This window comes from Natrarchaeobius versutus, from assembly GCF_041205745.1.
Taxonomy (GTDB): Archaea; Halobacteriota; Halobacteria; order Halobacteriales; family Natrialbaceae; genus Natrarchaeobius; species Natrarchaeobius versutus.
Map to the genome: position 1 here is coordinate 344187 of NZ_JBGFCC010000003.1, position 24919 is coordinate 369105.

General features: G+C 58.7%; 19 protein-coding genes. 11 read left to right on the plus strand and 8 right to left on the minus strand.

From position 1 onward, the window contains the following. Positions 1 to 66 precede the first annotated feature (66 nt). Entirely contained in the window at positions 67 to 432 is a 366-nt protein-coding gene (locus AB7C87_RS09625; protein ID WP_369729215.1) for a DUF7344 domain-containing protein, read from the plus strand. 240 nt (positions 433 to 672) lie between these two features. Then, positions 673 to 1593, plus strand: a complete 921-nt coding sequence (locus AB7C87_RS09630) for a DMT family transporter (protein WP_369729216.1) — start codon at positions 673 to 675, stop codon at positions 1591 to 1593. A gap of 21 nt (positions 1594 to 1614) precedes the next feature. On the opposite strand, the gene AB7C87_RS09635 is transcribed toward AB7C87_RS09630, so the two are convergent. Continuing rightward, complete coding sequence (locus AB7C87_RS09635; protein WP_369729217.1) at positions 1615 to 1896, minus strand: DUF8028 family protein; 282 nt, start codon at positions 1894 to 1896, stop codon at positions 1615 to 1617. Positions 1897 to 2107: 211 nt separating this feature from the next. Next, the gene (locus AB7C87_RS09640) at positions 2108 to 4336 is read right to left on the minus strand and encodes a CDC48 family AAA ATPase (RefSeq protein ID WP_369729218.1); all 2229 of its coding nucleotides are present in this window, start codon (positions 4334 to 4336) and stop codon (positions 2108 to 2110) included. Positions 4337 to 4531: 195 nt separating this feature from the next. On the opposite strand from AB7C87_RS09640, the gene larC reads away from it, so the two are divergent. Further along, positions 4532 to 5935, plus strand: a complete 1404-nt coding sequence (gene larC, locus AB7C87_RS09645; RefSeq protein ID WP_369729219.1) for a nickel pincer cofactor biosynthesis protein LarC — start codon at positions 4532 to 4534, stop codon at positions 5933 to 5935. A gap of 149 nt (positions 5936 to 6084) precedes the next feature. On the opposite strand, the gene AB7C87_RS09650 is transcribed toward larC, so the two are convergent. From AB7C87_RS09650 to AB7C87_RS09660, 3 genes are all read right to left on the minus strand, one after another. Further along, the gene (locus AB7C87_RS09650) at positions 6085 to 6522 is read right to left on the minus strand and encodes a hypothetical protein (RefSeq protein WP_369729220.1); all 438 of its coding nucleotides are present in this window, start codon (positions 6520 to 6522) and stop codon (positions 6085 to 6087) included. Positions 6523 to 7446: 924 nt separating this feature from the next. Next, positions 7447 to 9897 (minus strand): MFS transporter, encoded by a 2451-nt coding sequence (locus AB7C87_RS09655; RefSeq protein ID WP_369729221.1) that lies wholly within the window; start codon positions 9895 to 9897, stop codon positions 7447 to 7449. Between the two features lie 267 nt (positions 9898 to 10164). Further along, positions 10165 to 10995: a PGF-CTERM sorting domain-containing protein gene (locus AB7C87_RS09660; protein ID WP_369729222.1), complete on the minus strand. Its 831-nt coding sequence runs from the start codon at positions 10993 to 10995 to the stop codon at positions 10165 to 10167. A gap of 524 nt (positions 10996 to 11519) precedes the next feature. On the opposite strand from AB7C87_RS09660, the gene AB7C87_RS09665 reads away from it, so the two are divergent. The 7 genes from AB7C87_RS09665 to AB7C87_RS09695 all read left to right on the plus strand — a co-directional run bounded on the left by AB7C87_RS09665 (position 11520) and on the right by AB7C87_RS09695 (position 21170). Then, positions 11520 to 12194 (plus strand): DUF8159 domain-containing protein, encoded by a 675-nt coding sequence (locus tag AB7C87_RS09665; RefSeq protein WP_369729223.1) that lies wholly within the window; start codon positions 11520 to 11522, stop codon positions 12192 to 12194. A 430-nt stretch (positions 12195 to 12624) separates the two neighbouring features. After that, complete coding sequence (locus AB7C87_RS09670) at positions 12625 to 14097, plus strand: hypothetical protein (RefSeq protein ID WP_369729224.1); 1473 nt, start codon at positions 12625 to 12627, stop codon at positions 14095 to 14097. Between the two features lie 264 nt (positions 14098 to 14361). Beyond that, entirely contained in the window at positions 14362 to 15525 is a 1164-nt protein-coding gene (locus tag AB7C87_RS09675; RefSeq protein ID WP_369729225.1) for a DUF4330 family protein, read from the plus strand. Between the two features lie 467 nt (positions 15526 to 15992). Further along, positions 15993 to 17804 (plus strand): ABC transporter ATP-binding protein, encoded by a 1812-nt coding sequence (locus AB7C87_RS09680; RefSeq protein WP_369729226.1) that lies wholly within the window; start codon positions 15993 to 15995, stop codon positions 17802 to 17804. 204 nt (positions 17805 to 18008) lie between these two features. Then, positions 18009 to 19031, plus strand: a complete 1023-nt coding sequence (locus tag AB7C87_RS09685; protein WP_369729227.1) for an SDR family NAD(P)-dependent oxidoreductase — start codon at positions 18009 to 18011, stop codon at positions 19029 to 19031. Then, positions 19024 to 19983 (plus strand): dTDP-glucose 4,6-dehydratase, encoded by a 960-nt coding sequence (locus AB7C87_RS09690; RefSeq protein WP_369729228.1) that lies wholly within the window; start codon positions 19024 to 19026, stop codon positions 19981 to 19983. The genes AB7C87_RS09685 and AB7C87_RS09690 overlap by 8 nt, the downstream gene beginning before the upstream one ends. Beyond that, positions 19980 to 21170: a DegT/DnrJ/EryC1/StrS family aminotransferase gene (locus AB7C87_RS09695; protein ID WP_369729229.1), complete on the plus strand. Its 1191-nt coding sequence runs from the start codon at positions 19980 to 19982 to the stop codon at positions 21168 to 21170. The genes AB7C87_RS09690 and AB7C87_RS09695 overlap by 4 nt, the downstream gene beginning before the upstream one ends. Here AB7C87_RS09695 and AB7C87_RS09700 read toward each other — a convergent pair. Continuing rightward, positions 21167 to 21709: a GNAT family N-acetyltransferase gene (locus AB7C87_RS09700; RefSeq protein WP_369729231.1), complete on the minus strand. Its 543-nt coding sequence runs from the start codon at positions 21707 to 21709 to the stop codon at positions 21167 to 21169. The two genes, AB7C87_RS09695 and AB7C87_RS09700, sit on opposite strands and share 4 nt — an antisense overlap. A gap of 88 nt (positions 21710 to 21797) precedes the next feature. Here AB7C87_RS09700 and AB7C87_RS09705 point away from each other — a divergent pair, with 88 nt between their 5' ends. Then, positions 21798 to 22487 (plus strand): PIG-L deacetylase family protein, encoded by a 690-nt coding sequence (locus tag AB7C87_RS09705; protein ID WP_369729232.1) that lies wholly within the window; start codon positions 21798 to 21800, stop codon positions 22485 to 22487. Between the two features lie 99 nt (positions 22488 to 22586). On the opposite strand, the gene pseG is transcribed toward AB7C87_RS09705, so the two are convergent. Together pseG and AB7C87_RS09715 are read right to left on the minus strand one after the other, a co-directional pair. Next, positions 22587 to 23591 carry a UDP-2,4-diacetamido-2,4,6-trideoxy-beta-L-altropyranose hydrolase gene (pseG, locus tag AB7C87_RS09710; RefSeq protein WP_369729234.1) on the minus strand — a complete coding sequence of 335 codons (1005 nt, stop codon included), beginning with the start codon at positions 23589 to 23591 and terminating at the stop codon, positions 22587 to 22589. A 271-nt stretch (positions 23592 to 23862) separates the two neighbouring features. Then, positions 23863 to 24534, minus strand: coding sequence for a class I SAM-dependent methyltransferase (locus AB7C87_RS09715; protein WP_369729236.1), 672 nt, complete (start codon positions 24532 to 24534; stop codon positions 23863 to 23865). Positions 24535 to 24919 lie beyond the last annotated feature (385 nt).

Below are 24919 nucleotides of genomic sequence, written 5' to 3' on the forward strand. Positions count from 1 at the left end.
AATCGCCACCACCCGACCTATTCATGTTGGCAGTAGGTGTAATACCCCGACGTGCCTGGTGTCTGTATGGACCGGACGAGTGCAACCCGAATGGAAGCCGCCTGTTCCCTGTTAGCCGAGTCCGAGCGCCGATACTTGTTGTATCTCCTCGCCGAAGACCGCGGTGCGAACATCGAGGAGTTCATCTCGCAGGTTGCCGCCTGGGAACTCGACGAGCCGACGGCGGCCATCGGTAAGGAGACCAGACAGCGAATCTACGTGTCCCTGGTCCACAACCACCTCCCACGTCTCGCGGACTACGACATCATCGAGTACGACCTTCGGAGCGGTGACATCGTCCTCGACGAAGGATTCGACGACATCAAACCGTTGCTCGAGCAGTTCCGCCAGACCGAGGAGGTTTCCGAGATCCGCCAGCGACCAGCGCTTTGAACGGCCGCCCGCGCTCGCGCGACAGCCCCAGGGGACCGACCTGTACTCCGTTCTCGAGTAACGTCGTTTCATACCGTTTACTGTCGGTCAGTTCCGGTGAGGCCGCGACCCGAGCGGCGGTCTCACCGGCACATCGCGACAGTAATCCGTATCACGCGTTTCGCGTCAGATGAGGACCGCCGCGAGTCGTGTGTAGTTTCGAATCGAAATATATAGGGCACGACCGAAGCGACCACCGGTGTGAACCGGTTCCGTAATTTCGGGTTATTCGTAGCTCTCGCCGCCCTTTGGGGCACCGCTTTCGTCGCGATCAGCGCGGGGCTTCGACACTTTCCACCGGTCCTCTTCGCCGCCCTTCGGTACGACGTCGCCGGCGTGATCATGCTCGTCTACGCGGTCTACGCCGTCGACCGATGGCGACCGCGCGGACGCGACGAGTGGGCGGTCGTGACCGTCGGAGCGGTCTTGCTCATCGCCGCCTACCACGCGTTCTTGTTCGTTGGCCAGCAAAACACGACCGCGGCCGCCGCGGCGATTCTGGTGAGTCTGTCGCCGGTGTTAACCACCGGCTTTGCCAGGGCATTGATGCCCTCCGATGCGCTCTCCGCGGTCGGCGTCGTAGGCGTCCTCCTGGGTCTCGTCGGCGTCGTCGTCATCGCTCAGCCGGATCCGTCGAACCTGTTTTCGGAGGACGTGATCGCGAAACTGCTGATCTTCTGTGCCGCCGCGTCGTTCGCGCTCGGTGGCGTTCTGACCAGACGGTTCGACTCGGACCTCCCGATCGAGACGATGGAAGCGTGGTCGATGATCGGCGGGGCGCTCCTCATGCACGTCGTCAGCCTCGCGATTCGAGAGCCAATCGATCCATCGGCCTGGACTCACCCCGAAGCCCTCGGCGCGCTGGCGTATCTGGCGATCGTCGCGAGTGCGATCGGATTCTTGCTCTACTTCGACTTGCTCGAGCGCCTCGGTGCGGTCGAGATCAACATGGTTTCTTACGTCGCGCCGGTGTTCGCCGCGGTCGTGGGCTGGCTCTACCTCGGCGAGGTCGTCGACGCGACGACGTTCGTCGGCTTCGGGCTCATCGCAGTCGGGTTCGTCATCGTCAAGCGACGCGCGCTCCGCGAGGAACTCGTTCACCTCGGGCGATGGAGAGAGTAGCGGTCCGCTCTTTGGCCCCGATCACCGGCGGTACGCGTGGCCAACGTAAAGTGCCACCACGTTCACCGAAATCAAGAGGAGAAACGCAAGTGCCTCGAGCCACGTCCCCAGCCCGTTGAACAACACGGGAAGATACAGAAACGGAGCCACGATGGCGGCCCAAAATCCCGTGCGTCGAATCGGTTCGGCCAGCGTCGGGACGGTCCGCTCGAGCGTTCCTCGTCGGTCCTCACTTCCGCTTTCTGCCGGCGGTTCACTCATCGAGGACGATCGCTGGTCGCGTGCCGCCGAGGAATCCGACATCGATACACGCGTTCTCGTGTACAGCCGCATATACGGGTACGACCGTTTACGATCTATTGCGCTCGATTCACTCGAGTCCGATCGTTCAGTTCGCTACGTTTCGTTCCCTCGATTTCTCGAGTCGATCGTACCCCTGGAATTTTCGGTGCCTGCCGGCGAGTACGACGGTACTAGACTGTGAGTATAGCGAGATTACGGAAGAAAGGAGTCGTTACTGGAAGCCGATTCGACTGCCACGACGGCCGGTCGGGTCCGGTCCGCTGGAGCCGCCTTTGAACTCCTCTTCGATGCGCTCGTAGTAGTCCAAGATGTCGTCGGTGATCGTCGGTCGGACGTTCTCCATCGCCTGACGGAAGTGGCGCATTTCGACGATATCGGCCTCGTGATCCTCACGAAGCGCTTCGATCGCCGACTCGCGTGCGATCGACTCGAGGTCGGAGCCGACGTAGCCGTCCGTGATCTCGGCGACCTCGCGGAGGGTAACGTCCGCCGCAAGCGGCGTCTCCTCGGTGTGGATCTCGAGGATGCGTTCGCGTCCGTCGACGTCGGGTTCGCCGATCATGACGAGTCGGTCGAACCGACCCGATCGGAGGAGGGCGGGATCGATCATGTCGGGGCGGTTGGTCGCGCCGATGACCATCACGTTCTCCATCTCCTCTAATCCGTCGAGTTCCGTCAGTAGCTGGTTGACGACTCGTTCGGAGACGTTCGAGCCGACCTCGCCGCCCCGGCCAGGTGCGAGGGCGTCGAGTTCGTCGAAGAAGATGACTGTCGGCGAGACCTGGCGGGCCTTGCGGAACGTCTGGCGGATCGCCTTCTCGGACTCGCCGACCCACTTGCTGAGCAGTTGTGGGCCGCGCACGGAGATGAAGTTCGCGTTGGTTTCGTTGGCGACGGCTTTCGCCATGAGCGTCTTCCCGGTGCCGGGCGGACCGTACAGCAACACGCCCGCCGGCGGGTCGATGCCGAGACGGTCGAACCGCTCCGGATTATTGAGGGGCCACTCGACCGACTCCTTGACCTGGTCTTTGGCGTCGTGGAGTCCGCCGACGTCGTCCCAAGATATCTTCGGCAGTTCGACGAGCACCTCGCGCATCGCCGAGGGCTCGACCTCGTTCAAGGCACCGCGGAAGTCCTCTCGCTTGACGATCATCCGGTCGATGAGACTCGGCGGGATGTCCTCTTCGTCCAGGTCGATCTCCGGGAGGTATCGCCGGAGAGCTTTCATCGCCGCTTCCTTGGTCAGGCTCTCGATGTCCGCGCCGACGAAGCCGTGGGTCTCGTCGGCGAGGTGTGGGAGGTTGACGTCGTCCGAAAGCGGCATGCCCCGCGTGTGGATCTGGAGGATCTCCTCGCGGCCGACCTCGTCCGGAACGCCGATCTCGATCTCGCGATCGAACCGGCCGGGCCGGCGGAGCGCGGGGTCGACGCTGTCGACGCGGTTCGTCGCCGCGATGACGATGACCTGTCCGCGGGCCTCCAGACCGTCCATCATCGTCAACAACTGGGCGACGACGCGTCGCTCGACTTCGCCCGTAACGTCCTCGCGTTTGGGCGCGATCGAGTCGAGCTCGTCGATGAAGATGATCGCCGGCGACTCCTCGCTTGCGTCCTCGAAGATTTCCCGGAGCTGTTGTTCGGATTCGCCGTAGTACTTCGAGATGATCTCCGGGCCGGCGATCGAGAAGAACGAAGCGGAGGTCTCGTTGGCGACCGCTTTCGCGAGCAGGGTCTTCCCGGTACCGGGCGGACCGTGGAGTAAGACGCCCTGTGGCGGCTCGATTCCCAGTTTCTTGAAGATCTGGGGGTGTTTCATCGGGAGTTCGACCATCTCCCGGACTCGCTGAATCTCGCTTTGGAGTCCCCCGATGTCCTCGTAGGTAATTCCGCCGCCGGTCTTCTCGAAGCCGCTAATCGGTTCCTCGCGGAGTTCGACGTCGGTGTCTTCGGTAATGAGTACCACTCCCTCGGGATCCGTTTCGACCGCGATGAGCGGGATCGCCTGACCAGGCGACCGCATAAACGGATGGTTCGTCGAACTCATCACGGGGACGATATCGCGGCCGACGACAGGGCGTTTGAGGATCTGGCGTTTGACCATGCCGGCCGCGTCTGAGCCGAACTGGACCGACGCTTCTTCCGGCGGTGCGAGGACGAGCGTATCAGCTTTGGTCGCTTCCGCCTTTCGGATCGTCACCCGCTCGCCGATTCCCACGTCCGCGTTCTGTCTGGTGAATCCGTCGATCCGAACGGTATCCGTGTTCCAGTCCTGCCGGTCTGCACGCCACACCTTCGCCGCGGTCGTATCCGCACCTTCGATCTCGATGATGTCGCCCGGACTCAGCTTCAGATGCAACAGCGTGTCCGGGTCGAGTCGGGCGATACCACGACCCGAGTCGTTCGGGTACGCCTTCGCAACCTCCAATTGAACTTCGTTCATGATTCGGATTAGACGGGGATGTCAGTCACTCCGATACGTGATCGGATAGGTTTTTTGCTCGCTCAACTTATGCTAGATGCTACCACATCAGAGTTCGACTGGACGATACATAGGAGTGTCGGCTTCGGTGGGTTTCGCAGGCTTTTCACGCCTCGAGTGGATGGCTTTTTGCCCGTTCCCAACGCCTACGTAGTCATGAGAGTTCTCGCCTTCGACGGTCGGATGGGCGCCAGCGGTGACATGGTCCTGGCCGCGTTGCTCGATGCCGGCGCCGATCCCGACGCGCTCGAACCGGTCACGGACGCCCTCGAAGTCGAGTACCGGATCGACGAGACGGTCAAGTGTGGGATCGCGTCGACGTCCGTCGACGTGTTCTTGACCGGCGAAGCGGCGGCCCGAGACGCGTCTGGGGCCGACAACGGCGATGGAACTGGAGGCGGTCACGCCGGTACAGACGGCCACGATCACGGCCCCGATAGCCCACACGGCCACAGCCACGATCACGGCGACTCCTGCCACGAGCACACTCACGCGGATTCCGGTGACCACCACGTCCACGCCGAAGGCCACGGTCCACACCGGAGCTACCTCGAGGTTCGCGAGATCGTCGAGGGAATGGATCTCCCGTCCGCGGTCGAACGGAACGCTCTGGCGACGTTCGAACTCCTCGGGGAGGCCGAAGCGAGCGTCCACGGGACCGATATCACAGAAATTCACTTCCACGAGGTCGGTGCCGACGACGCCATCGCGGACGTCGTCGGGGCGTCGTTGTTGCTCGCTGATCTCGAGGCGGATCGAATCGTCACGACGCCGCTTTCGACCGGGGGCGCCTCGGTGTCGATGAGCCACGGCGAGTACCCCGTGCCGACGCCCGCCGTCGTCGAGATTGCCGAACGGGCGGACTGGTCGCTCCGGGGCGGGCCGGTCGATGCAGAGTTGTTGACGCCGACGGGTGCGGCGATCCTCGGTCACGTCGCCGACGGCGTCGACTCGTTGCCGTCACTGTCCCTCGAGGAGTCGGGATACGGCGCCGGTGGCTACGACCTCGACCCGCACCCGAACGTCCTCCGGGTGTTACTCGGCGACGGGAGCGGCGGGTTGCTCAGAGACGAGATCACGGTCCTCGAGACGAACGTCGACGACGTCACACCCGAGGTTCTCGGCGGACTTCAGGGGACACTCTCGGACGCGGGCGCGAGAGACGTCACGGTGGTACCCACCACGATGAAGAAGTCTCGACCAGGACACCTCGTGAAAGTGATCTGCAAACCCGAGGATAGTAGCCGGGTCGCTCGAGCACTCGCAGCGGAAACGGGAACGCTCGGGATCCGAGAGACGGGGACATCCCACCGCTGGATCGCCCACCGATCGTTCGAGACGGCCACCCTCGAGGTCGACGGAGAGACGTACGACGTTTCGGTGAAGATCGCGAGCGACGATCACGGAATGGTCTACGACGTGAGCGCGGAGTACGACGACGCGGCGGCCGTCGCTGAGGAATGTGGTCTTTCGACACGTGAAGTGATTCGCCGAGCGGAATCGAACCTACGGATGTCGATCGATACCGAATCGATCACTGGTCGTCATAGTCCCAACTGAAACGAGTCACACACTGATCGCACAGCCCCTGTGCGATCGGGGGTGCATCGAATTTCAGTGGTTATAGAGTCGGCGTCGAAGCCGTCGCTACGAAGTATCGAAGAGGCTAACTCGCAAAAATAGATGTCAATTTGACGGATTTGCGCTAGTTATGGGTCGAAGTCGTCGAGGTTGACTTCGATAGCAGCCTGCACGTTGTCGCCGGATTCGGCGGTCGTCGTGACGTTCTCTACGTTCGCTTGGTTAGACTGAGAGACGCTCTGAGACTGGGTCACGTCAGCGGTCGCACCAGCCGCGGCTAACGCGTCAGCGGCGCCACCGTGTTTGGTGTGACCGGAGCCAGCTGCAATCGCATTAGCGTTCGCGTCCGCATCAGCTACCCCGATCTGTGCGTTGTTGTTCTGTTGATTGACGTTGACGTTCGTCGTGGCAGTGGCGTCACCAGTCGTCTGATCGCCGAAGTTGATCTGGTCGCCGTCGTTAATGTTTACGTCCTGTGCCGCCGCTGTTCCTGCGAACCCCATGAACATGAGGCCGCCGAACAACGCTACCGTCAGTGTAATCGCAAGGGTACGCTGCAGTTTCATGGTTTAGTACTCTGATGGCGTCTATCAGGCCACGCATCACACGTCTCCCTGAGCGACAGTTCGTCGCGATCGACCCTAACACAGGGTGAAGACCGCGAACGACCTCAACCAGGGCGCTGACGCTGTGATGCGTTGCCTAGCCCAGCCAGAACACAGTCTCTCACTTATACCCGAAGAACGGTTTCGGGGTAATCAGTAGATTAGCGGGAAAAAACGGCCCACTTGTCCGCATTCCGTGAGTCTCTGGCCATCAATCATACAAAAGTAATAGTATTACGCTGAGAGTACTCCGTGTCCGTTGACCGTTTCGTCGGGACCGCCAAGGCGCTTCCATCCCGGAAATCTTTCGCAACTCGGCACCGTCGAACGGTGACAACTGCCAAGGTCGGTCGAACGATATAGTAACAACTGCAACGGTTTACACTGATCGCCGGTCCGTCTGGCGCTCAGGTGTACAACGACGTTCAGTGGCTACTATAGTACCAACTGTAACGATTGGCACACGGATCCACGATCAATCTGGCGACCCGGTGTACAATGACGTGTAGTGGCTACTATACTCTCGTCTCCTCGTGATTTACGATTGATCGGGCTGTACGACAGCGTCTCGTCCAGACTAAGCTCGCCGATATCCGTGCCCGTGGCACGAGACGGTCTGGCCGGACGGTCCGTTATCAGTCAGTTCCCGATCGACTGCGGAACAACACCCGGTCGCTCCGGGACACGACGGAAACCCGTCTCATACGGTTTACTGTACGTCATTTCCGGCGCAACCGCCGCCCGAGTCGCGGTGACGCCGGTGAATCGGTACAGTAATCCGTATCAGTCATTTGCGAACGGGTCGGACACGCCAGCCTTCGCGACGGTGATGGCCACGAACCCGCCGGTCGTAAACTCTCAGGTACTGCATTCCGACGCCGTCGACTACGCCCTCTCGAGCGTGACAGTCTCACCGTGTTCGACCGCCGCAGGAGAGATGTCCACCGACTGATCGTCGACGGTGTACTCGTTGGCGTACGGAACCGTTATTTCAACCGATCCATCCTCGTCGACGAATTCCGACCGCTCGTAGCGAACCGTCTCACCCGAGACCGTGGTTTCCGTGGTAGCGGTCACAACCGTCCCCGGTTCGCCGGTCGTTTCGATCGTCGCTCCTGGCACGACTGCGAACGCGGTCACATCGTCACTGACGTAGATCGCCTGGTAGTGACTCGGGGACTTTTCACCGTCATCACCACTGCCAAGCTCACTGTGAAGCCGTTCCTGCGTGCTCGAGTCCGGAACCTGCCCATCTACGTCGGACATCACGACGTATCCGACATCGTGCTCTTCGAAGAACTCGTACCAGCCATCCGGATCGTCTCCAGATCGAAACTCGCCGAACTGGTTTTCGGCGAACACGTAGCTATCGGACTCCCCGCTGACGAAGTAGTTGTACATCCGATTGTCACCCCACCAACTCAACACGTAGTTTTCCGGGTGTTCCCGATCGGTCGTCGTGGCGTGTTCGTCGATCGCCATCGCGGCGTCGAACTGCGTCTCAGTGTGGGCGGCCTGCGATTGCATCGTCGGAACGAAAAACAGACTCATACCACAGATCAACAGCAGGATCCAGACGACCGCGACGAACACCTTCGGATTGCGGGGAACGCGGATGCTCGGGGATCGATCACCCCCGTCGACAACGGCTCTGTCGGTGGACGTTCCGTCCTCCTGCCCGCGCTTAGCGCGGCCGCGAATCACCTCCGGAGCCGTAGCGAGGTCGAGCCAGGCGAGAAGCCAAACGAGCCCGAGCCCACCGAGGATCGAGAGTGGGATCGCTAACTGCGCGGCGAACCGCCCCTGTAGGGTAGCCATGGCGAGCCAGAAAACGGCGTAAACGGAGAGGAGTAACCACCCCGGCTCGTACCGACGGGCCGCGATCCAGGACGACCAACAGAGGACGAGAACTGCGAGGTAGAACCCGAGACCGAACTGGGCGAGCGGTCCGAAGACGACCGCGTTCTCGAGTGCGAACAACGATGTCGATTCGGCGACCCCATCCCTGAAAAAGAGATTTCCAATACGGGTTTGGATCCGCATCCAAACCGCTGGCTGAACGTACCACAACCCGACGAGACCGAGACCTACCACCACGATCTCGAGTCCGAGGAGCTCCCAGATCGGCCTCTCGAGGCGTCGCCAGACCCACCCGAATCCGGTGACGACGACGGCTCCACCGACCACGAGAAGGGAGACGAGCGGGGTAAACGTCTGGTGCCAGCCCAGACCAACGTGCAACGACGTACAGAGCGCTCCACCGATTCCCAGTCCGACCAGTACCGGAAGATTGGCGCGTGCTGGTGAGAGGCCGGCGCGGACGTCGATCGCTACTTTCAGTCCGAAATACGCCGCGACAGGGGCGAGAAGCAGAATCGAGCCACCCCACGTGTGTGGCGAGACTCCGAGTGCGATTCCCAGTACCGCGGTGCTCGTCCACGTCCACGGTGACCGGAGGTGACCACGGATTGCCGTTTCCGCCATCCGACTCCTTTCACACCGTTTCCGTAAATCGACGGCGAGCCACGCGAGCGCCAGCAACGTTAGGCCGAGCCAGAAGTACTGGTGAGGTCGATGTTCGAGAAATCCAACCCCCGTGTAGACGGCGTGGACCGGCGTGAGTGCGAGGATCGCGACAGACGCGATACCGACGCGAACGTCGTCGGTAACGACGATCGCGAGCCAGTAGACGACGACCCCGAGGAGGACGGCGGCGACGACGGGTAACCACGCGGCGACGATCTCGGTCGCCCACTGGTCCCCGCCCAACAGCTCGGCGACGAACCAGTTCGTCGCGTGGCTCATCGGGCGTCGCTCGGCCGCCCGTTCCGGAAGGTTCGCGACGACGGCTGGATCCGTCACGCCATCGGATCTCGAGACCAGTTCCTCCATCCAGTACCGGTAGTAGTACGGATCGTTCGCCGGCGAGACGACGTAATCGCCGCGAAAGACCGAACGAAACGCCGTCGTTCGCATCGCAACGACCAGCGCCAGCGCACCGATCAACCCCGCCGCGGCGCGTCCGTCGAACGCGATCGGACTCGAGATGCCAGCGGTCGACTTCGACTCACGTTTTGGAACTGGTTTCCCCTCGAGTCCCGCCCGGACGCCCCGTCGGCTGGCGACGCGATACTCGCCGTCCGCTTTCGTGACGATCCCTCGCGAGACGAGTTCGCCGAACGTCCCCGAGTCGAAGGGAACGTCGTCGAACGTCCACGTCTCGTGGTCGGCGTCGACGGTGAGAACGGTCTCGAGCACTCCCTCGCCGTCGTCGTGGTCCTCGCGGAAGGACGCGGTCGCGTCGGCGACCGCTTCGGGGGTGCCGTCGTCGGCCATTGGGGGGTACGTCCATACTGGTGCTGATAAAGACTCGGTGTGACCCTTCTTTCGAACCCGCCAAAACGTGGAGTTATGGCGTTCTTACTCCCGTGTGGCGGTCCGTGCGGCGTCCGGTAAACGCGGCATGTCAACAGTCACAGTCTGTTTCGGAGGGATCGTCGCACCGAGTGGCCCCCCTCGTACGGACTGCTGTCCGTCATTTCCGGTGCAATCGCGCCTCGTCTCGCGGTCACACCGGTAGATCGGGACAGCAATCCGTCTCAGTCAGCCGTCCGTCGTCGCCTGGTCGCTGGCCTCCGCGGGCGATGCATCCGTCGACTCGGAGAGTTGTAACACCACGACGACCTGCCCGTGTGAGCCGTCGGGCTCGTACGTCCAGGCACCTCCGGTCGCCTCGTAGGGTTCGGCGTCGGCGATCGGATCGACGTCGGTGTCCCACGTCTCGTGAGTCTGCTGGACGTAGCCGACGAGTTCGACGTCGTCCGCGCCGTCGCCGTCGATCCGGGCTTCGCCGTACTCGACCGTCTCGTCTTCCGGCAGGCCGTGCCACTCGAGACAGTGGGAATCGAAGTAGCCGTCCCCCTGTGGGAAGTCGGGGTTCGTCCCGAACTGATCCCCGTCGAACGGGCGGGTGTAGTGGTCGGTCAGGGGATACTCGACGACGAACGGATCGGCGTTCGTATGCCAGGCGATCGACTCGCCCGTCGGGATCGTGACGGTCGTCTCGGGGACGCTTTCGCCGACGATCGGCTCACCCGCTTCGTTGAGGAGGGCGACGCATATCTTGCCCGAGCCCTCGCCGAGATACGGATCGCGATACTCGTCACGCGGGTTCAGGTAGCTGACCCAACTTCCGTCGTCCGCGCGGTCTTCGAAGTACGGATCTCCGGGCTCCGGTACCGGATGTTCGGCCGCCGATTCCGTTACGTCCGTCTCCGCGGTCGCATCTTCCTCGAGCATCGTTCCCGCGGGACCGACGCCGAATGCCACGACGAGTATCGCCGCCGCGAGGAGAACGACTCCCCCAATCGCTCCGATCCAGACCGTAACCGAACGTCCGTTCGGCCCGGTCCCCGACAAACCCGACTCGGACATGGCTACGCCCTCCCGACGGTTTCGGTGGCCCGGACTCCAACCGTCGGCCGGAAGTCAGTACGACGTCGATCGAGAATGGGCGCCCGCTCCCGCCGGCGAGGTCCGGGCTCGAGCGCTCGATCCTCGCCTCGTTTCCTCGGGCAGTACAACTGGCATCGACGTCGGCCGCGTCGGTGATCGGTTGACGAGCGAGTTCGATCCACGGAATTCGCGCCGCCGCCGCCATACTCGGCGCGTGTGAGGTCAGTTCTGGCACCCGTCTGACCGACTGGCGTCGTACGGATCGACATCGATCCAGAATAACTGGCCACGCCACCGTAGCTATGGACCGCGTACAGCTGGCGCCCCCTCGTTTTACTGGCCTCGTGTCGAACGTCGTTCCAGTCGGTAGTCTCCGGGCGATCGGACGACCCCGACTGGACGGGGAATGTTGATGTGACGAGGATTCGCTGTGCTCGTCGTCTCGCATTGTACTCCTGGCATTACGATTAGTCGGCGTCGCGTCAGCACGGATCATGTCGTTGATGGAACGGGTTCCGGGAGCGGTACCCGGCCGTCACATCCGGAACGTCGGTGTCGTGATCGGTTCGGTAATCGCGGGCATTGGGATCCTCGCTCTGTTACCGCTGGTCACCGTCGTCGCCGTGGCGTCGAACTACCGGGACGTGGCGACGCATCTGTCGCGACTTCCTGGCATCGATTCCGGCGGCGGCGTGAAGACGGCAGTTGTTGCCGGCATGTACGCACTCGCAATTTGGTTGATCCTCCTCTCGGTCGGCAGCCTCTCCATCCAGCCTGGAGGCGACGCCGACCCGTCCGAGGCGTCCGCTGGCGACTCCGAACTCTCGGAGGACGAACTGCTTGTCCTGTTCGAGACGATCGCCACCCAGTGGAACGTCGACGTTCGCTCGGCGACGGTCTCCGACGACGTCTTCGCCGTGGAGTACGCCGCGAATACGACGACGGAACAAGAGATCACGTCCGAAATAGGGTCGCTCTCCGGTGCCTACATCGATGTCGTCGAGGAAGGTCTCGAGACGGAGCGGATGGACGTGACCGCGGTCGATCCCGAAGACGGGACACCGCTCGTTCACTGGCACGTCGAGTCTGCGTGGGCCGACGAATACACCGCCGGGACGCTCTCCGAGGAGGAGGTTCTCCAGCGAGTGCTGGGAACCCTCGAGCCAGCCGATGACTAGTTCACTCGACTGAAACTACATTTCTCGTTTCGAGACCCTGTAATGTGGTCGCTACTGCCGTTGCTCACGGTATCGGTTCTCGTCGGGCGACGAACACCCACGGCCTACTCGAGGAAACGTCGGGTTCGAGGCCGTCACAACGGCCCGTTCGTTCCGATTTGAGCCACGAGCGACTGCGACGCGTTCCGGCCCACGTCTCCTGGACCGCCGCGTTCCAGAACGTCCGAAGACACCGATTTCGGCGGGTAATACACACGCTTCGCTCGAGTAGGTCGGATCATATCGCCTTCAGTTTACAGATAACAAAGTCTGTCATCGGGATAGGAAGGTTCGCGCCGTGGAGATGCAGAAACAAAAGACTCTCACGGCTCGAGTCAAACGAATCATGACTAACACGACGACGACACGTTCACAGTGTACGACGGCTCTTATGGCTTGTATCGTCGCCCTATCGATGGTGGCTGTCGGCGCCCCGATGGCCGCCGCCGGCGACGACGCATCCTCCGGAGCGGTCCACGCGCTCGACAATGGTGAGGAACTGTATCTGGTATTCGGTGCTGACCTGGGCGACAAGACGCTCGAGGAGTACATCGAGGACCTCGCGTCCGGTGATCAACTCTCCGACGCGGAAGTTTCGCAGTATCAAGACGTCGATCAGGTCAACATCAACCAACAGGGCAACGCCACCTCGATCGCGATCGACGGCGGTGAAGCGAACGCGATTCAGGAGGCGACCCAGTACAACAGCAACGAGCAGATCGCCGACGCGGCGGCCGCCAACGAACAGGCGACGACGTTCGAGGACGTTGGAACCGTCCACGTCGTTCTCGGTAACGGCGACGGCATGCAGTTCGACGGCTGGGGCGTCGCCGACAAGAAAGGTGACAAAGGCGAGGTCGACGCCGACCAGGAAGCTGACGCCGAGGTCGTCCAGAGCCAGGTCGTCGGCCAGCTCAACTACAACGAGCAGAACACGGCGTTCGCGATCGCCGAGGACGGCAGCGAAGCGATCTCGCTCCAGCAGTCCCAGCAGGCCAACCAGAACCTCCAACAGGGCGTCGCGAACGCGACGAACGTCTACGTCGGCGACGGCGAATTCGAAGATCAGTCCGCGACGGCATCGATCGTTCAAGGACAGGACGTTGATCAGACGAACATCAACGAACAGGACGGAGCCGTTGCCATCGCTGTCGGTGAAGATAGCGTCGCGACGGCGATCCAGATCACCGAACAGACGAACCTCAACGAACAGATCGGCGAAGCCGACGCGACGAACGTCATCTCGTCGCTGGCCGGCATGCACGTCGCAACCAGCGGCGATAGCTCGGTCGTCGATCTCGAGGAGAGCGTCGAGAAGCTCCACGACGACAAGAAAGACGACCACCACAAGAAAGGCGACAAGGTCCAGTCTGCGACCTCCGGCGTCTCCCAGGAACAGAGCGCCGAACAGCTGAACGTCAACCTCCAGAACACCGCGATGGCGATCGCAACCAACGAGAGCGACGCCACCGCTGTCCAGCTCTCAACTCAGCAGAATATCAACGCACAGGTCGGCTACGCCGACGCGATGAACGTCTACGCCGCACCGGGCTACGTCCACGAGGGCGTCGTCCACAGCGAGACCACGAGCGTGACTCTCGGCGGTGCGGACGTCGAGGACGCCCCCGGCGTCTCGTTCGATTACGCGGGTAACGCGATGCAGACCCACGACGGCGAACAGTACGCCACCTCGCAGATCGCACAGAGTCAGTTCATCGTCCAGGAGAACGTCGTCGAACAGCAGGGCGCGATCGCGGTCGCCGAAGATGGCGAGACCGCAAGCGCAGCACAGGTAAGCATGCAGGAGAACGAGAACGTCCAGTTCGCGTCAGTCTCCTCGACCAACGTCTGGGCCGCTTCGTAATCTGAGGGCGTACCTGTTCCCGTTCGATCGACGTATTCGCTTTCGTTTTTCTCGGTTTCCCACTCCGAACGGACAGCTCGGTGCTATCGATTTCTTGTGCGCGCGAAGACCGTTCTTACTGGTCCTCTCTGTGGGAACTTATTTACCGACCGATACTGTGGAGCGTGGCATGCGCGTCGAATCTGAGAGCCTTCGACTCTCCGGCTCGCCGTATCCAATTACCAGTTTGACCAGTCCGCAAACGAAGACGAACTCGAGTGACGTATGCCGCTGATCGACGACGAGGGCAACCTCTTTGGAATCGTCAACGTTGTCGATGCGCTTGTAGTGGTTGTGCTGATTATTATCATTGTTGCGGGAATCGCTCTCGTTTCAGGTATCGACGAGGGTGGCGATGATTCGGCACTCGAGACGGAGACGAGATATGCGACCATCGATCTTGGGCAACAACCAGTACACGTCATCGATCAACTGGAGGCGGGGGACGTTGGGACGATTCACGATTCGGATGAAACTATGACGGTGACGGACGTTCACGTCTCTCCTGCAGTGCAAAATCACACGAGCAACACCAATCTCCCGACCGAAGCCGACGACACTTTTCCGCACGCAACGATCCGTATCGAGGTCGAAGGTGAACCGCTCGAAGAAGGTGCTGATCCGATCCAAGTCTCCGACTGGCCATTTCGGCCGGGCACCGGCGAGTGGGAGTTCGATATTGGTGGATCCGTCCTAAAAGGCGAAATCGTCGCGATCGACGAGGAAGGGCCATCTCTACCGGTCGAAGAAACGCAAGTACTGCTCGAAGGGAACGTTTCTGAGTCGACGGCGACCGAGATAGACGAGGGCGATTCGATGCAGATCGGGAGCCACAGCGTCGCGACGATAACCTCCGTTCAGATAACACCGACGAACCGGAGCGATCACCGCGCCCACGTCGGTGTGGAACTACTCACGCTCGATCGAGACGGAGAGCCGACGTTCGGCGGTCAAACCGTCACCCTCGACCGACAACTTCAGCTAGCGATGGGGTCGTACGATCTCGACGGCAAAGTCGCCGAACGCAGTAACGGTCCGGTAGAGCGTGAAGAAAACACCACCATCGCAGAGGTCACACTCGAAAACGTTTCCCCACACGTGGCTGACACACTCGAGGAAGGGGTGTCGGAGACGTACCGCGACGAAACGCTTGCAACTGTTACAGCTGTCGAACGCGAATCTGCAGAGGTCGTCGTCGAAAGCACCGATGGGAACGTGTATCTCAGAGAACATCCGCAGTACGAAGACGTGACGCTGACTGTAGAACTGCGCACGCACGAAAGGGAAAACGGGACACATTTCCGTGGAGAACGACTGGTTGTCGGTAAACACATTTTTCTCGATTTCGATACCGTGTTTGTCGAAGGTGAGATAACCGAAACCGAGTGAGTGCGCTGTTGAGTGGTCGCCGCATGTACACGTCCTTTCTCTTCTCGGTGTCTTCGAACCGGCGTTACCAGAACAGACCGACGAGTCCGCTCTGTACGAACATCAGCCGAACGATCGAGGCATTCGTGAATAAGACGTGATATCGACGCCCCGTAAGCGTGGATTGCGCTCTTTGCGTGAGGCCTTCGTCTGCCGTTTTTCGATTCGAGTCAACTGATAATTCTCGAATAGTCGGTTCCGTTTTTCACGCCCGCTGGCACTCGAGCGGGGAACTGTTTCAACGAGTACTAGAATCTGTGTTGGAGGATCTCGGTGCGATGGTTCGACAGACCTTAACCCGCGAAGACAGTCGCTATTCCGAGTAATGTGGCAGATAGGAACGCGTTTCCCAGTTACACCGACGACGAGAATTTATATCTGGCTCTGATACGGGTGGAGAGGTCGTCTTCGATCGATCACACCCGACTATGTCCGATCCCGATGATTACACAGCTGATTTGACGTGGCGCGAGAAGGGACGTGCCTTGTATCGAGTCGCGAAATTTCAGCCCAGATTCGCTGCAGCGGTCATCACCTTGAGTATCATCGCGGCGTTGCTCGAAGGGTTTGGGCTGAGTTTCATTATGCCTATCGTTGAGGTTGCACAAGCCGACACACCAGTCGAAGAGGCTGATGGGTTCCTTGGAATATTCCTGACTGCCTATCGCACAGTTGGGGTTCCCTTTACGCTCGGGTATCTAATAGCAGGAGTCGCAGTTATCATGATAATTCGATTCACCACGTCTTTTTTCGTGGGGTGGCTACAAGCTGCGATCGAAACGAAGTATGTGCGTTATCTACAGGAAGAAGCTTTCTATCACTCACTCGAGACCAAGATTTCGTATTTTGATCAAGAAGGATCCGACGACATTCTGAACGCAATTGTGACGCAAGCGGAGTATGCAGGAAATGTGATAAGCTACGCATTACACTCCGTCGAACAGGGTCTCCTCGCTTCCATGTATCTCACGATCGCGCTTATTCTCTCACCCCTGTTAACTGTGTTGACGGCGGTGTTCTTCGGCGGGCTCACACTGATGTTCAGGTACGTTCTCGATCCCGGCTATTCACTCGGTGATGAGGTTGCTGATGCGAAAGAAGGAATTCAATCACAGGCTCAAGCCGGCACTCAGGGAATTAGGGATGTGAAATTGTTCGGGATGATCGACGAGCTTCGATCCGGGTTTGCCGAGTCAGCCAAACGGTTCGAAACGAATCGGATCAGGATTGCTCGAAACGAAGCGGCGATAACGAACTACTACCAGCTCATGACCGCGTTGTCCGTGTTCGCCTTGATCTACCTCGCGTTGACGTTCTCGTCGATGAACCTCGCCGAACTCGGCGTTTTCCTCTTCGCGATGTTCCAGCTCGGTCCCAAAGTTAGCAGTTTGAATAAGTACATCTATCGGGTCGAAAGTGAACTTCCCCACCTCGTTCGAACCCAACAATTCATCGAGGAGCTTCGAGAGAACCGTGATCCGACCGGATCGTCGGAGCGGATTCCCGATTCGATCGACCGGATCGAGTTCGATGGCGTTCAATTTCGCTATGACACGAGCGATGAAACAGTGCTACACGATGTCTCGTTCGGATTCGACCGCACGGAGTTCGTCGCGTTTGTCGGCCCATCAGGTGCAGGGAAGTCGACGGTCGCGTCGTTACTCGCGCGGATGTACGAACCGGAGGGTGGAGAGATCTATGCAAATGATGTGGAAATCGACCGATTCGACGTTCGAGAGTGGCGATCTCGGGTAACTATCGTAAGACAGGATCCGCACGTGTTCAACGATACGCTCCGTCGAAATGTCACCATCGGAAACCGAAATGCAACACAGTCAGAGATCGAGCAAGTATGTGAGATTTCCCAGGTGACGGAGTTCCTCGATGAACTACCTGACGGGTACGAAACTGTACTCGGAGATCAGGGCGTAAAATTATCCGGCGGACAACGCCAACGGGTTGCGATTGCGAGGGCACTGCTCGAGGATGCAGATCTGTTGATTCTGGACGAAGCGACGAGTGATCTGGATACCGCGCTCGAACGTCGTGTTCACGAGGGAATCGAATCGATGAACCGAGATTACGGGATGTTAGTAATCGCCCACCGACTCTCGACAGTAACGAACGCCGATCGAATTTACACGATGGAAGACGGTGAAATCGTCGAATCGGGTTCGCACGAGGAATTAATATCGAACGCAGACACGTACTCGACGCTGTACTCGTTACAGTCACAGTGATCGATGTGGCGACAATGATGATGGCCAGTATCGTCCACAGATTGCACAATTTCTCTGTTCTAAGCATATTATCCACATGTTTGTGGGTGAAGTTATATGGCGCCGAGTGGTGTACTCGCGCACCTGATTAGGCCACTAGACCGGGACACAGCTGGCTACCGCTGGTGAATTGTTCAACCAATTCCGCCACATATAAATATAAAAATGATTAGAAATAAGAATGTACTGTTGACCGGAGGGACAGGCTCTGTCGGACGCGCGTTAATTTCCAGATTTTTAGAACATGATCCGAGTGTATTCCGCATATTTGACAACAATGAGTCCGGACTTGCAACGCTCAAATCCGAGATAGCGGACAGTCGCTGTCGGTATCTCGCCGGCGACGTACGGGATAGAAATCGACTGGTTCGAGCAATGGAAGACATCGACGTCGTCGTTCACACCGCCGCGATGAAACACGTTGACATCTGTGAATACAATCCGTTCGAAGCCGTTAAGACGAACACACTGGGCCTGCAGAACGTCGTCGACGCGGCTATCGATGAAGACGTCAAAAGGGTGATCTTCACGAGCAGTGATAAAGCAGTAAATCCATCGAATACGATGGGAACGACGAAGTTACTTGGAGAGAGACTTATTACCGCCGGGAACAAACACCGTGGTGATCGCGATCTTCGGTTCGCTTCGGTTCGATTTGGAAACATCATTAATTCGTCTCGTTCGGTTATACCGTTGTTCTCCGAACAAATTCGACGTGGCGGTCCCGTCACGCTCACTGATAGACGAATGACTCGGTTTTTCCTCACGTATACCGATGTCTTTGAACTCGTATTCGATGCACTGCGGAAGATGCGAGGAGGTGAAGTGTTCGTATTCGATATGCCGGCGATTCGTATCGAGGATCTGGCCGATGCCATGATCGAAACTCTCGCTCCAAAATTCGATTATTATCCGTCCGATATCGAGATCGAAATCGTCGGACGGAGACCAGGAGAAACGTTCCACGAAGAGATAATGACCCAACGCGAAGCGGACCGAACACAGCGCAGCGGAGATCTGTACGCAATTCTTCCGGAAGCCACCGAGTTTCTCACGGCTGACGGGCCGACGGAGTTCGAAGATGTCTCGGAGGTCGTTCGGTCGTCAAAAGCAGCAGCGACACTTTCGAAAGACGAAATTGTAACCCTTTTGAATGAAAATGGCGCAATGGAGGCGACCGATGAGTGAAACCGTCGTCGTCACCGGGGCGGCTGGATTTATCGGGAGATGGGTCGTCCGGGAGTTATTAGACAGAGGATATAACGTTCGTGGAATCGATGATCTTTCGAACGGGTCACGCCGGAACATCGCCGAGTTCGAGTCGACAGATCGATTCGATCTTACCGTGGGTGACATCCGGGACGCAGAGGTCGTATCGGCCCGTGTTGGCGATGACGTGAAGGCGTGTATTCACCTCGCCGCAGAGATCGATGTCCAAGAGAGTCTCGACCGGCCGAACTCCCACTTCGAGACGAACGTTATCGGAACGCACAACGTACTCGAAGTCTGCCGTCGTACCGAAACTCGGCTCGGCCTCGTCGGAACCTGTATGGTGTACGACGTTGCTGACCAAGAGAGTGCAATCGTGGAGGATCATCCGGTCAAACCAGCATCACCGTACGCCGGATCGAAACTCGCAGCCGAAAACCTCGCAGAAAGTTATTATCGCGGATACGATCTTCCAATCGTAATTTTACGCCCGTTCAACACGTACGGCCCCTATCAAAAAACCGATATGGAAGGCGGCGTCGTCTCGATATTTGCGAGTCGTGATCTAGAGAACGAGCCGCTACTGATTTTCGGTGATGGAACACAGAGTCGAGACTTGCTGTACGTGACGGACTGTGCGAAGTTTATCGTCGAAGGAACGTTCTCGGATGATGCGACCGGTGAGACGCTCAACGCGGGAACGGGAACCGATATTTCGGTAAACGAGTTAGCGACCGTGATCGCGACCGACCGAACACGAATCTCACACGTTGAGCACCACCATCCACAGAGCGAGATCCAGACGCTTCGTTGCGACCCAACCAAGGCCAAGAGCATGCTGGGATGGGAACCGAACGTCGAACTCGAGGACGGCATCGACCGACTCAGGTCGTGGCTTCGCGCGGAACGGAACGACCGTGAGAGCGTATGAAGGGGGATACACCAGCGCGGTACGGAGGGGAACCGGTTCGGTCGGAAACGATTGGCTACGGAAGACAGAGTATCACGGACCACGAAAAAGCGGCAGTGATTTCGGCGCTGGAGGGAGACTACATTACTCGAGGCCCGACCGTTACGGAGTTCGAAGACAAGGTCGCAAAGCGAATCGGCGTCGACCACGCGATTGCGACGACGTCGGGAACGTCAGCATTACATCTCGCCGGGCAAGCGGCTGGTTTCAGTCCGGGTGAGGAGATACTAACGACACCATTGACGTTCGTTTCGACGGCGTTGACAGCAGTTTATACCGGTGCAACACCGGTGTTTGCGGATATCGATCCGCACAGCCGAACACTCGATCCGGAAGCCGTCCGGCGACAGCTAACGGCGAGTTCTGCAGGGTTAGTTCCAATGCACTATGCCGGTCATCCGGCGGATATCGAAGGGTTGCTCTCACTCGCTGATGAACACGATTTGACGGTTATCTGGGATGCGTGTCACGCATTCGGCGGATCCTGGCGGGACGAACCACTCGGTGCTCAGCGTGACGCGGCGGTTTTCAGCTTTCACCCGGTAAAGAACATCACGACGGGCGAAGGGGGAATGGTCGTGACAAACGACGGTGGATTCGCGTCGCGAGTTCGCCGCCTCCGGTCGTTCGATATCGAGTACGAGCCGGATCGACACGTCGACAAACCCTGGTATCAAGTGGCGGATGGAATCGGATACAACTACAATATCACCGATTTCCAGGCGGCTCTCGGCCTGGCCCAACTCGAGCGTCTCGAGGAGTTCAAACGCCAACGGGACAAAATCATCGACCGATACGACGAGGCATTCGGTGAAATCGATGGACTCCGGACGCCACCCACTCCGGTCGATTCAGAGCCGATGTATCACCTCTACGTCCTCGAAGTGAGCGACGAGTTCGGTTGCTCTCGAAAGGAGTTCGTACACGCGATGCACGCAGAAAACATCGGCGTCCAGGTTCATTATGTGCCGCTACATTATCACCCTCTTTTCCAGAAGAAATACGATTACAGCCCCGGGGAGTTCCCCGTTACGGAACGCGTGTACCGGAAAATAGTCAGTCTGCCACTGTTTCCCGGAATGGATGTAGACGACGTTCGAGACGTTGTACGCGCGGTGAAACGAGTAAACAGATATTTTTCCGATTAAGCGCTTCTGTACTCGTAATACAACCAGTCTCCGTTACGATGGGTCCGCTCGAAGCCACACCGTTCGAATAGTCGGATCGACGGGTTGTTTTCTTCGTGAATCTCTGCAATAAACGGTGTTCGTTTCACGAACCGATCACAGAGCCACTCGAGTGTGGCTGTCGCCACGCCGTACCCGTGTGCGGAGAAATCTCCAAGATATACGCTTACTTCTTCGTCGGCACTCAGGCTAACGACTCCGACTCTTCTCTCATCGAACCGGACGATAAAATCGTGACGCCTCTGGGAGCGTGATTCGAACCATTCGACGTGTTCGTCCCAGTCAAGCGGTTCCATCTGGTGACGAAAGTGTCGGTATATTTTTGGGTTCGATCGCCACGCCAAGACGAGTTCCAGATCGGTTCGTGTAAGTGGGGTAATGCGAAGCGACCGATGGTGATGAGCGAGGGACCTGCACGATTTACAACGGCTCATCACGGTCTTAGCATCCACGACGGTGTCTGCTTGAATAGGGCGATCACAATCGTCGCAGGTCACCATATCTGGACTGATTTCGGCGGTCGTAAAATAGCTGTGGCTCGTTCACGTCGTCCCCTAGTGCTTTACTTACGCCCATGGTACGCCAACTATGTCAGTTCTTTGTATTGTAGCTCATCCGGACGACGAGGTCCTCGGCGTGGGCGGCACGCTGGCCTGCCACGTGGCTACCGGCTCTGACGTTCACGTCTGCATTCTTTCGGACGGGGTGACGTCGCGTTACGACGACGAAGGCGCCGCCGATGAGGAAATACATCGGCGGGAGAGTCGCGCTCGCCGATCCTGCTCTATCCTCGGTACAACCGTGAGCCAGTACGATTTCCCGGATAATCGCTTCGACACCGTCCCGTTACTCGACATCGTCCAAACTGTCGAAGCGGAGATCGAAGAACACGACCCAGAGGTAGTTTACACCCATCACTACGGTGACCTCAACGTCGACCACGAACTCACCTGTCGAGCCACGGTGACCGCCACTCGACCGCTACCTGCGAGCGGTGTAAACCGCGTCCTCGCGTTCGAAACACTTTCTGCTTCCGAATGGGCCGTCCCCGACTCGAGCAACAGCTTTCAGCCGACGTCGTTCGTGGACATCGGTGACACCCTCGAGACGAAGCTAGACGCGCTCTCGGTCTACGAGGGGGAACTTCGGGATTCACCCCATCCCCGAACCGCCAAAACTGTCCGAAAGAACGCAACGGTCTGGGGCTCGAAGTCGGGCGTCGAAGCGGCCGAACCGTTCGAGATGCTTCGCGAGATCCGACGCTATAATAGCTCTTGAAACGATTCACACACCGACCACAACACAGTTCTGCGATCGGGTGTGTATCGACTTTCAAGAGCTACCATAGGGATCCGGCGTGTGCCGGACAGGATATTGTTACTTCAACAGAGTTTGCATCGCTGTCGTAACCCGATCTGCTCCCCTTCCGTCTACGAGTGTCTGCCCGATTTCACGACGCTCTCGTCGAAGCGTCTCGTCGGTTGTATATGCCGTAATCGCACGCCTAATAGAGTCGACGTTCGCATCGCGCTCGAGAATAGTGGCAACGTCTCGTTCGGAAAGCGCTGTTGCGATCCGATCCTGGTTGTCTGCGATCGGTTGACACACGATTGGCGTTCCTATCGCGAGTAATTCGTACGTCGTGGTACTGGCCGTACATACCGCAAAGTCGGCCCGGAACATACGGGTTGATAGATCGTCGGGGTCGCGTTCGAGCCGGACATCTGCGGAGACGTTGTTTGCAACGTCACGGAGCTCCCACTCCTGTTCGTTGGAGAATCCCGGGCCGACGATAGCATCGACGCGAATCGAGAGTCCGTCGAAGGCTTGGATCACTGCTGGCGTCCGATTAGTAGTATCACTTCCACCCATCGTCACGAGCGCACGTTCGGGTTCGGTTCTCCACGGTGGATCTCGACCTGCGAGTAACTGAAACGGCTCCCGAAGTAATGCGTACGCCGGCCCTACACACTGTAGCGGTTCGTTCTCTACGAACTCGTACTGGAGGTTTTTCGCGTAAAGATTTCCGTTTATTAGTATATCTGCGTTGACGGCGTGACGCGTGTCGTCAGAAATCACGACTAACGGTACGTACTCCCGGACTGCTTGCTGGTATGGTGTGTCAACAGGGTACGCATCGGAAACGACGATATCCGGCTCCACATCCACGAGCCACTCGACAAACGGATCTGGGTCGCTTCTGGAGTGGAGTTCGACAATTTCGACCTCGGCTGGACAGACCCGTTCTACGGACGACGGCGTGGTAGTCGCATACGTCACTCGGGAATCGTTCCGCCCGAATTTCTCGGCGATCGTGGTGGACCTGAACAGATGGCCAAACCCGATACTCGGTCCCCCATCGGCACGGATTACCAGATGCATCGTTGGTTTGCTAGTTACGTCCCACGACTGAACTGACGAGGGAAATCGTCACCCACCGCATGACTTCCCCCAATAGTCGACCCTTGGGAGGGTACTAGTGCGCATTGTCTCCGTTCTTGGGAGGGTACTAGTGCGCATTGTCTCCGTTCTTGGGAGGGTACTAGTGCGCACCGTCTCCGTTCGAGTGTCACCCCGAAGTCCGTTAGTCCTTCGCTTGGCGGACGTGTACCATTCTGTCCCGAACAGGTCGGGAGGACTCGAGTGGGTACTGTCACTTTTTGCCGACGAGATTCCACGTTGCCCTCACGTAATCGTCTGCCGGATAGTGTTGTTCCGTTCGAGTGTGCTCGAGCGAGATCAGGTCGAAATCGGCAAAGAGATCGATAATGTGCTCGCGATCCCAGAAGTGAATGGTTCCCATCTTTTCGAACTGTCCGCTATCGAACCCCTTTCTGGTGTACTCGTCGGGACCAGATTCGCCGCGCCGAAACTCGGTGTGTTCCGTCGAAACCAGATCAATCGAAATAATTCGTCCGCCAGAAACCAGCTGATCGTATGCGAGCGAAAGTGCCCGTCGAATTCCCGATTCCGAGTTTGCTGTTACGCTTCCGCGATCGAGGACGAGGTCGAACGAACTCGAGAACGGTATTTCTTCGGTGAAATCGGCCGAGACGAGCTGATTTTCGAGGTCGGGATACTGATCGTGGAGTTCGTTTACGATGTACTCGCTTCCTTCGATTCCGTAGTACTCGACGTCTAGGTCGAGGAAAAAGGGAAGGTTCGTGCCAGCACCACAGCCGAGCTCTAGCACCGCAAACTCCTCCGTGTCGTGATCGGTGTGGCGATGAACGGCGCTCACCACGTCCGACCACGGCCACTTCGCGTACGAGTCTCGTTCTTTCCAGAGCCGTTCCCACTCCATCGAGAAGCCGTCCTCGGCCATAGATAGTAGTCGACGAGAATCCCAATAACCGTATGGATAGTCAAACACCCGTTTATTTTTCTAACCGCGTATCCGTCAGTATCCTCTGATACGGACTATTCCAAGTCGTTTGCCGGTGCGACCGCAGTATGGTCGCGATTGCACCAGGAAATCGCTACAACAGATCGTATGATGTACATGAAGTATGACATAATCGCCGATCGCGTTCGGCTATAGTAGCCACTGCAGGTCTTGCACACCTGATCGCCAGACGAAAAGCGCGGTTCGGAGCGAGCGCGGTTCGGAGCGTGCGCGGTTCGGAGCGTGCGCGGTTCGGAGCGAACGGAGTGAGCGAGAACCGCGAGAATGCGAACGGGGAGGAACGACCCGTGAGCGAACGGAGTCG